Here is a 13538-nt window from a genome sequence, read left to right as displayed (position 1 = left end):
GCGATGGCCGCCGTCAGCGTCGTCTTGCCATGGTCCACGTGGCCGATCGTGCCCACGTTGACGTGAGGCTTGGTCCGCTCGAACTTTCCTTTTGCCATTTTTCCGACTCCGAAAAAAATCTATACCAATACGACAGGATCTCGGCGCAACCAGAATCGGACGCACCTGAAAGTGGTGCCCATGGCGGGAATCGGACCCGCGACCTCTCCCTTACCAAGGGAGTGCTCTACCACTGAGCCACATGGGCAACTTGATGCCGCTCGCACAACATCAAAATCTCTAACTCAACAAACCAGCACAAGCGAGCAATGGAGCGGGAGACGGGAATCGAACCCGCGTCATTAGCTTGGAAGGCTAGGGTTCTACCATTGAACTACTCCCGCATCGGCCAACAGCCTCTGCGCGCCCAGCCTTGCAACCAAGCAAAACCGGACATCACTCTCAACACTACTCTCTCACTGGTGGAGGGGACTGGATTCGAACCAGTGTAGGCGTAAGCCAACAGATTTACAGTCTGCCCCCTTTAGCCACTCGGGCACCCCTCCGGAGAATTTCGAATTATAGCACTAGTTTTTTGCAACACGGAGAAATTAGCAGCCCCCGCAGGATCACCCGAAGAGACACATTCCCTGGATTGCACGCGTCATTGGTGCGGCTGGCGGGGATCGAACCCACGACCCTTGGCTTCGGAGGCCAATACTCTATCCACTGAGCTACAGCCGCACGACCGAACTGGCACAGCCTCGGATTATCGCATGCAACCGCCGTCAGCAAACGCACACCACCCCGATGCACCACGACCAACACGAGCACCCACAGACGCACTAGGGCACAACACGGCAATCCTGGGCATCAACAACCTCTGGCAATGCCAGACCCAACCCCACAAGAAAGGCATCGGTACTCACCCCGCCGACACCCACCAGATCGAAGCCGCCTTCGCCCAGGATCCAGTTGCGGATGAGCCCATCGAACAAGGCATGCAAGCCCACGGCCGCCTCCATGGGCGTCATTGGCAAGACGACCCCTTGCAACTGCGCAGCCAGCTCGAAGTCGCGCGCCAACTGGCGGGTGAAACCATCCGACGCAGCCACGTGACGATCACGCACCCCCACGAGCTCGCTCACATATTCCACCTTGTAGAGCGCAATCTCGAAAACCCGGCGCGTCCGCTCGTCAGAGGCCACGCTGCGCAGCACAAGCGCCATCACCGCACGCAGCCGCTGCACCGGATCCGGACAGGTGCTGCACTCGAATTCCCCATAGCCCTGCTCGAGCGGAAGGGTCACCCGGTCCATCATGGCACTGAAGAGGTCCACCTTGTCCTTGAAATGCCAGTAGATCGCCCCCCGCGTCGCCCCCGCAGCCTGCGCGATATCGCTCAGGGAAGCACGCGAAACCCCCTTCTCCCGGAAGACCTGCTCCGCGGCATCTATCAGGCTGTTGCGCGTGGCAATTGCATCCTCTTTGGTTCGACGCGCCATGGGGTGTATGTCTCCTCGTTCTCAATGCCTAGTCACCGGCCGGATGCACCAAGACATCCGGCGGTCACAATTATACATTCATGTTTGTATGTATAATCGCGCACTTATTTTGTCGGGCTCTCATCTTGGGGCGCTTCCAGCCAGCGGCCCTTTCCCCTACAACCCAATTCCTTGACGCCAATCAAAAGGACTCCCATGCCCACACCGCGTGACGCATCTGCCATTCCCTCCTTTCGCGCCTCTACAACCCACAAGGCCATCTCCCTGGTCGCAGCCACCGCAGCGGCGGTGCTGCTGGCTGCCTGCGGCAAAAGCGACGGCCAAGCCCCAGCCGGCGGGCAGCAGATGGCCCCCGTCGAGGTTGGGGTTGTCACCGCAACGCCCGGCGATGTGGGGCTGATCACCGAATTGCCGGGCCGCGTGGAAGCTTCCCGCGTCGCCCAGGTGCGCGCCCGGGCTGCGGGCATCCTGCAGCAGCGCCTTTTCAAGGAGGGCAGCGACGTGAAGGCAGGCCAGCCACTCTTTCGCATTGACGCTGCCCCGTACGCGGCAGCGTCGGAAAGCGCCCGCGCCAGCCTCGCCAAGGCCCAGGCCAACCTCGCGCAGGCCAGTGCCCAGGTGGAACGCTACCGCCCGCTCGTGAGCGCCAATGCCATCAGCAAGCAGGACTTCGTCAATGCGGAAGCCGCCGAAAAGCAGGCCCAGGCAGACGTGGCCGCCGCCAGGGCGTCGGTGCGCACCGCCGACATCAACCTTGGCTATGCCAGCGTGACATCCCCCATATCGGGCCGCATCGGGCGGGCGCTGGTCACGGAAGGTGCATTGGTCGGGCAGGGAGAAGCCACTGCCCTGGCCGTCGTGCAGCAGATCGACCCGGTGTACGTGAACTTCACCCAATCGGCCAGCGATGTCTTCCAGCTGCGCCGTGCCATGGAAAGCGGCCAGTTCAAGCGCGCCGGCGGCACCGAGGCAGCCAGCGTCAAGCTCGTCCTGGGCGACGGATCGGAATACGCCCAGACCGGCAAGCTGCTGTTCACCGACCTGTCGGTGGATGCCACCACGGGACAGGTCACGCTGCGCGCGGAAGTTCCCAACCCCAAGGGGGAGCTGCTGCCCGGCCTGTACCTGCGCGTGCGCATCGAACAGGCCCAGGCCAGCAATGCCATCACCCTGCCCCAGCAGGCTGTCACGCGCACCCAGCAGGGTGACACGGTCAGCGTGGTGGGCGAGGACGGCAAAGTGTCCCAGCGCCCCATCAAGGTCAGCGCGGCCCAGAACAACCGCTGGGTGGTTCTCGACGGGCTGAAGGCTGGCGAGAAGGTCATGGTGGACGGCTTCCAGAAGCTGCAGATGCTGCCGCCCGGCACGCCGGTGAAGCCGGTTCCATGGCAGGCGCCGGGAGCGCCATCCGCGGCGCCCTCGTCGCCGGCCGCCGCAGCAGCACCTGCGGCACCCGCCGCTTCTGCCGCGTCTTCGTCGAAGCCATAAAGGGCACCCCAGCATGGCCAAGTTCTTTATCGACCGACCCATCTTTGCATGGGTGATCGCCCTGTTCATCATGGTGATGGGCGGCGTGGCGATCACGCAGCTGCCCATCGCGCAGTACCCACCGGTGGCTCCGCCAGCCATCGTCATCAACGCGGCCTATCCGGGCGCATCCGCGCAAACGCTCGAAGACAGCGTGCTGTCGGTCATCGAGCGCGAGATGAACGGATCACCGGGGCTGATCTACATGGAATCCGTCGCCCAGGCCGACGGCTCCGGCAGCATCACGCTGAGCTTCCAGCCCGGCACCAATGCCGATCTGGCCCAGGTGGATGTGCAGAACCGCCTCTCGCGCGCCACGCCACGGCTGCCCTCGGCCGTGACACAACAGGGCGTGCGCGTGGACAAATCGCGCTCCAACTTCCTGCTGTTCACCATGCTCTCGTCGACCAACCCGGCGACGGACACGGTGGCCCTGGGCGACTACGCGTCGCGCAACATCGTCCCCGAGCTGCAGCGGCTGCAGGGCATCGGCCAGGCACAGCTGTTCGGCACGGAACGCGCCATGCGCATCTGGATCGACCCCGCCAAGATGGTGAGCTTCAACCTTTCGGCCGCCGAAATCACCGCCGCCATCCGCGCCCAGAACGCCCAGGTGGCCAGCGGCACGATCGGCGACCTGCCCAACATCGCGGGCCAGGGGATTGCGGCCACGGTGGTGGTCAACGGCCAGCTCTCCAGCGTGGAGCAGTTCGGCAACATCGTGCTGCGCGCCAACACCGACGGCTCCACCGTGCGCATCAAGGACGTGGCGCGCGTGGAGCTGGGGGGCCAGGCCTACGCCACGGCCGCGCGACTGAACGGCAAGCCCGCCGTGGGCATTGGCGTCCAGCTGTCGCCCAGCGGCAATGCCCTGGAAGCCGCGAAAGCCGTGCGCACCAAGATGAATGAGCTCTCGCGCTACTTCCCCGAAGGCATGAGCTGGAGCATTCCCTACGACAGCTCGCGCTTCGTGGACATCTCCATCAAGCAGGTGGCCGAGACCCTGCTGGAAGCGGTGGCGCTGGTGTTCCTGGTGATGTTCCTGTTCCTGCAGAACTGGCGCTACACCATCATCCCCACCATCGTGGTGCCGATCGCCCTGCTGGGCACCTTCGCCACGCTGCTGGCGCTGGGCTTCTCGATCAACGTGCTGACCATGTTCGGCATGGTGCTGGTGATCGGCATCGTGGTGGACGATGCCATCGTGGTGGTGGAAAACGTCGAACGCATCATGAGCGAGGAAGGACTGTCCCCGCTCGAGGCGACGCGCAAGGCCATGCGCCAGATCTCGGGCGCCATCATCGGCGTGACCGTGGTGCTGATCTCGGTGTTCGTGCCGCTGGCCTTCTTCGCGGGCTCCACGGGCAACATCTACCGCCAGTTCTCGGCGGTGATGGTGGCCTCCATCGGCTTTTCCGCCTTCATGGCCCTGTCGCTCACGCCGGCCCTGTGCGCCACGCTGCTCAAGCCCGTGGAAGCTGGGCACCACCACGAGAAGACCGGCTTCTTCGGCTGGTTCAATCGCGGCTTTTCGCGCACCGCCAAGGGCTATGAAGGCTTCGTGGTGCGCATGCTCAAGCGGGCAGCACGCTACCTCGTCATCTACGCCGCCATCATTGGCGCCGTCGCCGTGGTGTACATGCGCCTGCCCACCTCGTTCCTGCCCAGCGAAGACCAGGGCAACATCATCGTCAACGTGCAGCTGCCCCCCGGCGCGACGCAGGAGCGCACGCTGGCCGTGATGCAGCAGGTCGAGGAGTTCATTCTCAAGCAGCCCGAAGTGCAGAGCATGGTGGGCGTGCTGGGCTTCAGCTTCTCCGGCCAGGGGCAGAACGCCGCCCTTGCCTTCGTGACCTTGAAGGACTGGAGCGAACGCCACGGCCCGGGCCAATCGGCGCAGGACGTTGCCAACCGGGCCTTCGGCGGCCTGATGGGAATCCGCGATGCGTTCATCTTCCCGCTGAGCCCGCCTCCCATTCCCGAGCTGGGCAATGCCAGCGGCTTCACGTTCCGCCTGCAGGACCGCGGAGGCGCCGGCCACGAGGCGCTCGTGAAGGCACGCAATCAGCTGCTGGGCATGGCCTCGCAAAGCAAGGTGCTCACGCAGGTGCGCCCGGACGGCCTGGAAGACGCGCCACAGCTGCAGATCGACATCGACCGCGACAAGGCCAACGCCCTGGGCGTGCCGTTCGATGCCATCAACTCCGCGCTGTCGACCGCGCTGGGCTCGAGCTATGTGAACGACTTCCCGAACCAGGGCCGCCTGCAGCGCGTGGTCGTGCAGGCCGACGCGCCTTCGCGCATGCAGCCCGACGATCTGCTGAAGATCAACGCCGCCAACAGCCAGGGCAAGCCGGTGCCGCTCTCTGCCTTCGCCACCACCCGCTGGGTCAATGGCGCACAGCAGACGGTGCGCTACAACGGCTATCCCGCCATGCGGATCTCGGGCTCGCCAGCCCCCGGTTTCAGCACGGGCGCCGCCATGGCCGAGATGGAAAAGCTCGCGGGCCAGCTGCCCGCAGGCTTCGGCTTTGAATGGACCGGCCAGTCGCGCGAGGAAAAACTGGCGGGCTCCCAGTCGCTGATCCTCTACAGCTTCGCCATCCTGGCCGTGTTCCTGTGCCTGGCCGCGCTGTACGAAAGCTGGTCGATTCCGCTGGCCGTGATCCTGGTGGTGCCCCTGGGCGTGCTGGGCGTGCTGCTGGCGACCCTGCTGCGGGGCTATGCCAATGACGTGTACTTCCAGGTGGGCCTGATCACCATCATCGGCCTGTCGGCGAAGAACGCCATCCTGATCATCGAATTTGCCAAGGACCTTCAGGCCCAGGGCAAGGGCGTGATCGAGTCGGCGCTGGCGGCCGCGCACCTGCGGTTCCGCCCCATCGTGATGACCTCGATGGCGTTCGGCCTGGGCGTGCTGCCGCTGGCCATCGCGTCGGGCGCGGGCTCGGCCAGCCAGCGCGCCATCGGCACGGGCGTGCTGGGCGGAATGATCACGGGCACGGCACTGGCCGTGTTCTTCGTGCCCGTGTTCTTCGTGGTGGTCCGCAGCCTGTTCAAGGGCAGCGCGCGCCAGCAGGAAATGAACCGCCGCCACGCAGAAGAAGCAGGAGTTGGAACCCATGACTAATCACCGCAGCACCTCCATCGCACTGGCAGCGGCAGCGGCAGCGCTGCTGGCCGGCTGCTCGTTCATCCCCGTCTACGAGCGACCCGCGGCCCCCGTGCCGGCCACGTACACCACGGCGGCTTCCGCCAGCGGCACCATGCAGGGCGCTGCGGCCGCGGCCCCCTGGCAGGACTATTTCGCCGAACCCCGGCTGCGCCAGCTCATCGAAGCCGCGCTGGCCAACAACCGCGATCTGCGCGTGGCCGTGCTCAACATCGAACAGGCACGCGCCACGTTCCAGGTGCGCCGGGCCGACCTGTACCCGGGCGTGGGCCTGGCGGCCAACGCCAGCCGCGCACCGGCCGCGGGCACGGGCGACCTGACCAACTCGTTCAGCGTCGGACTTGCGGTTTCGGCCTGGGAGATCGACTTCTTCGGCCGCATCGCCAGCCTCAAGGAGCAGGCGCTCGCGCAGTACCTTGCCACCGAAGAGGGCCGCAATGCGGCGCAGGTCAGCCTGGTGGCCGCCGTGGCCAACGGCTGGCTGAACCTGCTGGCCGACGAGGAGCTGCTGGACCTGTCGCGCCAGACCCTCGCGTCGCGCGAGGAATCGGTGCGCCTCACGCGCATGCGGCTGGACGCGGGCGTGGCCTCGGAGCTGGACTTCCGCCAGGCAGAGTCCCTGACCCAGGCGGCACGCGCCACCCTGGCGCAGCAGCAGCGCCAGCGCGCGCTGGACGAGAACGCCCTGGCCCTGCTGCTCGGACAGTCCCTGCCCGACGACATCCGCGCCAGCCTCACAGGCAGCCGGCTGGCCGCTGCGCCCGCCATGGCGCAGTTGCCCGCGGGCCTGCCGTCCGAACTGCTGACGCGCCGCCCCGACATCCGCCAGGCAGAGCAGCAGCTGATCGCAGCCAACGCGAACATCGGCGCGGCGCGGGCCGCGTTCTTCCCGCGCATCTCGCTCACGGCCCAGGCAGGCACCGCCAGCGGCGAACTGTCCGGCCTGTTCAAGAGCGGCTCGTGGGGGTTCACGATCGCGCCGTCCCTGCTGCTGCCCATCTTCGACGCGGGCCGCAACCAGGCCAACCTCGCGAGTGCGCAAGCCGGGCGGGGCATCGCCATCGCGCAATACGAAAAGGCCATCCAGACGGCCTTCCGCGAAGTCTCGGATGCGCTGGCGGGCCAGGCCACCCTGGGTGAGCAGGCCGAGGCCCAGCAACTGCAGGCCCAGGCGGAAGGCGCGCGGCTGCAGCTAGCCGATCTGCGCTACCGCAACGGCGTATCGAGCTACCTGGACCTGCTGGACGCCCAGCGTTCCCTGTTCGCCACGCAGCAGGCCGTCGTGCAGGTCAAGCTCGCGCAGCTGCAAAACCAGGTGGCGCTGTACAAGGCCCTGGGCGGCGGCGCGCCCGAAGCCGCGGCGGTGGCGGGCAATCCGTCCTGACGCGCACGGCGGCGCCAGGCCACGCGCGCCCGCACCGCAGGGTGGCGGCGCGCGCGGGCTGTCTCGCGCATCTGGCGCGGCGCCTGTGCGATGCTCACGGGGAGGCACCAGCCCCGCAGATATAATTGAGGGTTGATTTCATCAAAGCCCCCCGATACACCCTGAGGACGTCATGAGCGACAACCACCACGAAGAAGCCCATACCGGCCCGATCAAGAACCCCAAGCAGTTGCTGGTCGCGGTACTTTTCTCGTTTGTGATTCCGATCTTTGCCATCATTGGCTTGGTCCTGTATGTCACGTCGGCCGACAAGCCGGCCGCTGGCGCAGCCAATCCCGAGAAGGCCATTGCCGAGCGCATCCAGAAGGTGGGCATGGTCGAAATCCGCGATGCCAACCGCCCCCTGCGAAGCGGCGAAGACGTCTACAAGGGCCAGTGCGCGGCCTGCCATGCCACAGGCGCCGCGGGGGCTCCCAAGTTCTCGGACGCCGCTGCCTGGTCGGCCCGCATCAAGACCGGCTTTGAAGCGCTGGTCCAATCCGCGCTGAAGGGCAAGGGCGCCATGGCGCCGCAAGGCGGCGGCGACTTCAACGACACCGAAATCGCGCGGGCCGTCGCATACATGGCCAACGCCGCCGGCGCCAAGTTCGCGGAACCCGCGGCACCCGCCGGAGCAGCCCCCGCGGCTGCCGCCGACGCCGCGTCCGCAGCCCCTGCCGCTACGGCGGCCGCAGCAGCGCCCGCTGCCGAAGCCGCTCCTGCTGCTGCAGCAGCAGCGCCCGCTCCTGTGGCCGCTGCCGCCGCAGGCGCTGGCGCTGGCGAAGCCCTGTACAAGCAGGCGTGCCAGGTGTGCCACGCGGCTGGCGTGGCCGGCGCCCCCAAGTTTGGTGACAAGGCCGCCTGGTCGGCCCGCCTGCCTGCCGGCATCGATGCGCTGTACAACAGCGTGGCCAAGGGCAAGGGTGCGATGCCTCCCCGCGGTGGCGCCGCTCAGGCGTCGGATGCCGATCTGCGTGCCGCCGTCGAGTTCATGGCCGCGGCCGCCAAGTAGGCCCTTCTCTCCCGCATGCGGCGGAGCGCCGCGCGGGCCCATGAAAAAGCCGGTTCTGTGGACCGGCTTTTTTACTTTCTGCGCCCTGGTTCCTTCTCTTTTTTCTTCAGGTGCGCGCCATGCCCGCCCTGGGCGCCCGCCCCTGCATTCCACCAGCGCTCCAGCGACCATGCGGGCTCATGACGAAGCCGTAGCGCCCCGGCAAATCCTCTACCCGCACATCCAGCGGTACCCAGCGGCCCGCCTCCACCGCCTCGGCGGCCAAGGGCACGTCCAGGGTGTGCACCAGCCCCACGCCCAGCTCCGACACCAGGTAGACCCGCCCCTGCGCATCCACCAGGCAGTCCTGCACCGCGGCCCCCCGGCCGGTGTGGGAAAGCACGGAAAAATCCGGCTGTATGCGCCACACGAGGGGCGTGGCTTCCAGTTCCACATACACGCGCTGCGGCCCGTTCTGGAAAAACCATTGCCCCTGCGCGTCGTGCTCGTAATTGCGCGCGATGAATTCGACCAGCTTTTCATGCTGCAGCAGGGACCCCTTGCTGCGCGGAAAGGGGCCCGCGGCCTGGACCTGGTCGTCGCGCAGGTACCAGTGGCCGCGCGCATCCAGGCCGAGCCATCCGTAGCAGTCGGGCACATTGGGCCACTTGGCCAGCGCCTGCTTGACGATGTCATCCATGCGGCGATTGTGCTCCCGCGCGCGCCACGGCCCCCGCATGCTCTGCCAGCCATCCCCCGACTGCGTCGGGCATGGCGCGCACATGCCCCGGCAAGCGCCCGTGGGCAAAGCCGACATGGCCGCCGTGCGGGGGCTGCCAGAGCGTGACGAACCCGTTGGCCAACTCCTGCGGCAACGGCAGGCTGGCGGCCGGAACGAACGGGTCGTTGCGCGCATTGACGACCAGGGCCGGAAGGCGGATGCGGTGCAGCAGCGGCTTGGCGGAGGCGCGCAGCCAATAGTCTTCGGTGTTGCGAAAGCCGTGCAGCGGTGCGGTGAACACGTTGTCGAACGCATACAGGTCACGCGCCGCCATCAGGGCCTGCCGGTCGAACAGCCCCGGGTGCTGCGCCAGCTTCTGCAGCGCCTTGGGCACCAGGGTGCGCATGAACATGCGCGTGTAGACCTGCCGGTTGAAGCCGCGCCCGATCGCGTGCCCGCCTGCGGCCAGGTCGATGGGCGAGCACACGGCGGCCACCGCGTCCGCGCTGCGCGCGGCGTCCTCGCCCACTTCGGCGGCCCAGCGCAGGAGCGCGTTTCCCCCCAGGGAGACACCCACCGCCATCAGCGGCCCCCTGTGCGATGCACGCAGGCGCTGCAGCATCCAGCCGATCTCGGCGTGGTCGCCCGAGTGGTAGGCGCGCGGCGCACGGTTGATCTCGCCACTGCACCCCCGGAAATGCGGCAGCGCGCAGGCCCAGCCCTGCTCGCGCGCCAGGTCGGCGAACGCTTCGCAGTAGTGGCTGCGCGACGAACCCTCCAGGCCATGGAAGACCACCAGCAACGGCCGGGGTGCGCCGGCCACCGCCACGCCATCCTGCAGGAAGTCCACATCCACGAAATCACCATCCGGCGTCTCCCAGCGCTCGCGGCGGTACTCGGGGCGGGGCCCGAACACCCGGCGCGAGTACAGGGCCGGCCAGATGGTCTGGAGCTGGCCTCCGGGCAGCCAGCGGGGCGCTACATATTTCATAGCTTTTAGCGCTTACAGTTCCTGGGCAAGAAGGCAAAAAGGCTTGAACATGGGAAGGCCATCGGCTCAATGGAGCACGGGCCGCTGCGCGTCCGCCGTCTGCACGTCCGGCGCGGCCCCGGGGCTGGCGTGGTGCGCCACCATGCGCCAGCCTTCGGGGGTCTTGTGGTAGACGTTGGTGGCCAGCACCACGGCCTGGTGCAGGCCGTCGGGCAGCATCACCTCCACGTGTTCGGCGACGCTGTGCACGGCGCTGGTGAGGGCCACCACCCGGTGCACCTGCACGGGCCGGGCCCGCACCGTGCCATGCGAAAACATGGCCTCGAATGCCGCCCGGATCGCCCCCGCGCCCAGCAGCCGCGGCCCGCCGGGGTGCACGCAGACGATGTCGTCCTCGTCGGCCCAGCAGGACATCAACAGCTCGATATCGCCACGCTGCAGGGCCTCGTAGAACGCGGCTTCGGTTTCGTCCGAGGAACCTCCAAGGGTGGCGGCGCTGGAGCGGGGACGGGGCATGGTGATCGGCAGGATGGGGTGAAGGAAAGGCATGGCGGCCGGGGGCCCGTCCACGCGCAGGGCACTATTGTGCGGCCATCCCCTTGCGAGCGTGGTGACCATGTGCGGCCTGCCCGGCACCGGAAAGCGGTGGCGGCGCGCGCACTTGTTGCAGAATCTGCCGGGTGGCCACTGTCTGGCCCATTCGCACCCCGGTCCCTTGTCCTGACTCCACCTGGCGAACACCACCATGATGATGAAACGCATCCTTGCACTTCTGGCAGCCGTGCTGGCCCTGAGCGGCTGCGGCTACAACGACTTCCAGCGCCTGGACGAGCAGTCCAAGGCCGCATGGAGCGAGGTCCTCAACCAGTACCAGCGCCGTGCCGACCTGGTGCCCAACATCGTCGCCACCGTCAAGGGCGAGGCGAATTTCGAGCAGGAAACCCTGACCCGCGTGGTCGAGGCGCGCGCCAAGGCCACCTCGATCCAGGTCACGCCCGAAACCCTGAACAACCCCGAGGCGTTCAACAAGTTCCAGCAGGCGCAGGGCGAATTGTCGGGTGCGCTGTCGCGGTTGATGGCGGTCTCCGAGCGGTATCCCACGCTGCAGGCCAACCAGGGCTTCCGGGACCTGCGCGTCACGCTGGAAGGCACCGAGAACCGCATCACCGTGGCGCGCAACCGCTACATCCAGACCGTGCAGGAGTACAACGTGCTCGCGCGCAGCTTCCCCACCAACCTGACGGCCATGGCCTTCAGCTACCAGCCCAAGCCCAGCTTCACGGTGGCCAACGAGGCCCAGATCTCCGCGCCCCCCACCGTGGATTTCTCCGCCTCCAAACCCAAGCCCTGAGCGGACTTGCCCTTCCACCGGACAACCGAGAAAATATGCCCCTAGCGCTTATCCACAAAGCGCTGATAGCTATATTTTTTATAGCATTCGCCTTGCCCTGGGCTCGGGCCGACGGGGGCCTGCTACCCGTGCCTGCGCTCACCGGCCCAGTCATCGACCAGACCGGCACGCTGGACGCCGCCGACACGGCGGCGCTGGAAGCGCAGCTGCGCGCGCTGGAGCAGGCCCGGGGTGCCCAGATCGTGGTGCTCATGGTGCCCACCACCGCCCCCGAAGACATCGCGTCGTTCGCCAACCGCGTGGGCAACACGTGGAAGATCGGCCGCAGGGAGGTGGGCGATGGCGTTCTGGTGATCGTCGCCAAGAACGACCGCAAGATGCGCATCGAGGTCGCCAAGGCCCTGGAGGGCGCCATCCCCGACATCGCGGCGGCGCGCATCATCGACGGCGCCATGAAGCCCAGATTCCAGCAGAACGACTATGCGGGCGGCCTGCGCGACGCCATCGCCCAGCTGGGCGCGCGCATCGCCGGCGAGGCACTGCCTGCGCCCACGGATACCGGCACAGGCCCATCGACGCCGCAGGACAGCGGTCGCGGAGGCTTCGACTGGACCGACCTGGCGATCTTCCTGTTCTTCGGCGTGATGGTGGCCGGTCCGTTGGCGCGCAGCATCTTCGGCGGCCGGCTGGGAGGCCTGTTCATGGGTGGGGGCGTGGGCTTTCTTGCCTTCGTGTTCACGTCCAGCCTGCTGGTGGCCGGCGGCGCGGGGATCATCGCACTGCTCTACACTTGGCTCTTCAGCGGCGTGGGCGGCGGCGCCCGGCAGGGCCGAAACGCCGGCCCAATCGGCGGCTGGGGCCATGGCGGCGGCGGTGGCTGGGGAGGCGGCACCAGCGGCGGCGGGGGCTTCAGCTCCGGAGGGGGTGGAGATTTTGGTGGCGGCGGCGCCTCGGGAGACTGGTGACATGGGCCCTGAAACTGCAGCACCCTCGACCTTTCCGGGCCTGGCCACCGCCCTGTGGCGCCTTGCGCGGCATCGCTGGGGCGAACCCGGCGCGCGCCGTGCGCTCTCCAGCGACGCCCTGGAGCGGCTGGCCGCGCGGGTTGCGGCCAGCGAGCGGCGGCACACGGGCCAGATCCGCATCGTCGCCGAAGCCAGCCTGCCCTGGAGCTACCTGCGCCGCCATGCCAGCGCGCGCGAACGCGCCATCATGCTGTTCAGCAAATACCGCGCGTGGGACACCGAGCACAACAACGGCGTGCTGATCTATCTGCTGCTGCCCGAGCATGCGATAGAGATCGTGGCCGACCGGGGCCTGGCCCGCCACGTGGCGGGCAGCGAATGGCGCGATGTGATCGCACAGATGTCCACCCACTTCCGCCAGCGGCACTACGAAGAAGGCCTCGCGCAAGCCATCGAGGCCGTGTCGTCCCGCCTGAGCAGGCACTTCCCGCGGACATCGGACACGCCCGGCGACAACGAATTGCCGGACGCCCCCGTGGTGCGCTAGGAGTCCACCCGGCTGCAGCCCGGGGCGCGCCGAGCGCCGCCGGAAACGGGCGGGCGGACCGTGCGCGCCGCGACCGCGTGCGAGGGACGCAGGTGCGCCGCCACCCTTCGCAAGGGTGCGGCAGCCGCCGCGACGGCCTTTCCCAAGCCATTCACACTGTCCCAAACTCGCACCAGGGTTTTCCTCTAAAAACGGCTTCAGATGCCGCGTCGTGCCGCGAAATCCGGCGGGTTGCGGCAGAGTTCCCTCTTCATTGTTTCCAATACTGGAACAGTTAGTTTGCGACCCAGTGGTTTTTCTTCGCGCCCCATCCACGTACAGTTCATCCCATCGATGAGCCGAACCCGCAAGGCGACTCACCGAACC

12 protein-coding genes and 4 tRNA genes are annotated in these 13538 nt (G+C 67.3%); 7 read left to right on the top strand and 9 right to left on the bottom strand.

Annotated features, from left to right (window positions below; all coding sequences use genetic code 11):
* From AC07OC_RS26020 to AC07OC_RS25995, 6 genes are all read right to left on the bottom strand, one after another.
* A partial coding sequence (locus AC07OC_RS26020; protein WP_233151794.1) for a GTP-binding protein occupies positions 1-98 on the bottom strand: 98 nt, incomplete at its 3' end.
* 74 nt (positions 99-172) lie between these two features.
* Positions 173-247: transfer RNA gene (locus AC07OC_RS26015), tRNA-Thr, on the bottom strand.
* A gap of 62 nt (positions 248-309) precedes the next feature.
* Positions 310-383, bottom strand: a tRNA-Gly gene (locus tag AC07OC_RS26010).
* Positions 384-459: 76 nt separating this feature from the next.
* Positions 460-545 (bottom strand) — tRNA-Tyr (locus tag AC07OC_RS26005).
* A 102-nt stretch (positions 546-647) separates the two neighbouring features.
* Positions 648-723 (bottom strand) — tRNA-Arg (locus AC07OC_RS26000).
* A 101-nt stretch (positions 724-824) separates the two neighbouring features.
* Positions 825-1484, bottom strand: coding sequence for a TetR family transcriptional regulator (locus AC07OC_RS25995; RefSeq protein ID WP_218341833.1), 660 nt, complete (start codon positions 1482-1484; stop codon positions 825-827).
* 195 nt (positions 1485-1679) lie between these two features.
* Here AC07OC_RS25995 and AC07OC_RS25990 point away from each other — a divergent pair, with 195 nt between their 5' ends.
* From AC07OC_RS25990 to AC07OC_RS25975, 4 genes are all read left to right on the top strand, one after another.
* On the top strand, positions 1680-2972 hold the full coding sequence (locus tag AC07OC_RS25990) for an efflux RND transporter periplasmic adaptor subunit (RefSeq protein ID WP_218341834.1): 1293 nt from the start codon (positions 1680-1682) through the stop codon (positions 2970-2972).
* 13 nt (positions 2973-2985) lie between these two features.
* Positions 2986-6141: an efflux RND transporter permease subunit gene (locus tag AC07OC_RS25985; protein WP_494602583.1), complete on the top strand. Its 3156-nt coding sequence runs from the start codon at positions 2986-2988 to the stop codon at positions 6139-6141.
* On the top strand, positions 6134-7567 hold the full coding sequence (locus AC07OC_RS25980; RefSeq protein WP_218341835.1) for an efflux transporter outer membrane subunit: 1434 nt from the start codon (positions 6134-6136) through the stop codon (positions 7565-7567). Before AC07OC_RS25985 ends, AC07OC_RS25980 begins: the two co-directional genes overlap by 8 nt.
* 172 nt (positions 7568-7739) lie before the next feature.
* Positions 7740-8618 (top strand): c-type cytochrome, encoded by an 879-nt coding sequence (locus tag AC07OC_RS25975; RefSeq protein WP_218298045.1) that lies wholly within the window; start codon positions 7740-7742, stop codon positions 8616-8618.
* A 106-nt stretch (positions 8619-8724) separates the two neighbouring features.
* On the opposite strand, the gene AC07OC_RS25970 is transcribed toward AC07OC_RS25975, so the two are convergent.
* From AC07OC_RS25970 to AC07OC_RS25960, 3 genes are all read right to left on the bottom strand, one after another.
* Positions 8725-9297: a DUF2946 family protein gene (locus AC07OC_RS25970; protein WP_218298044.1), complete on the bottom strand. Its 573-nt coding sequence runs from the start codon at positions 9295-9297 to the stop codon at positions 8725-8727.
* The gene (locus tag AC07OC_RS25965; RefSeq protein WP_218341836.1) at positions 9290-10309 is read right to left on the bottom strand and encodes a YheT family hydrolase; all 1020 of its coding nucleotides are present in this window, start codon (positions 10307-10309) and stop codon (positions 9290-9292) included. Before AC07OC_RS25965 ends, AC07OC_RS25970 begins: the two co-directional genes overlap by 8 nt.
* Before the next feature lie 66 nt (positions 10310-10375).
* Entirely contained in the window at positions 10376-10825 is a 450-nt protein-coding gene (locus AC07OC_RS25960) for a YybH family protein (RefSeq protein ID WP_218298042.1), read from the bottom strand.
* A gap of 235 nt (positions 10826-11060) precedes the next feature.
* Here AC07OC_RS25960 and AC07OC_RS25955 point away from each other — a divergent pair, with 235 nt between their 5' ends.
* The 3 genes from AC07OC_RS25955 to AC07OC_RS25945 are packed head-to-tail and all read left to right on the top strand — an operon-like array spanning position 11061 to position 13172.
* Positions 11061-11660 (top strand): LemA family protein, encoded by a 600-nt coding sequence (locus tag AC07OC_RS25955; protein ID WP_218341852.1) that lies wholly within the window; start codon positions 11061-11063, stop codon positions 11658-11660.
* Between the two features lie 35 nt (positions 11661-11695).
* Positions 11696-12625, top strand: a complete 930-nt coding sequence (locus tag AC07OC_RS25950) for a TPM domain-containing protein (RefSeq protein WP_218341837.1) — start codon at positions 11696-11698, stop codon at positions 12623-12625.
* 1 nt (position 12626) lies between these two features.
* Positions 12627-13172, top strand: a complete 546-nt coding sequence (locus AC07OC_RS25945; RefSeq protein ID WP_218341838.1) for a TPM domain-containing protein — start codon at positions 12627-12629, stop codon at positions 13170-13172.
* Positions 13173-13538: the final 366 nt, after the last annotated feature.

The organism is Acidovorax sp. GW821-FHT10E04 (genome assembly GCF_059415185.1).
The sequence above is the reverse complement of the archived record's forward strand: the minus strand, read 5'-3'. Positions and strand labels throughout refer to the sequence as shown.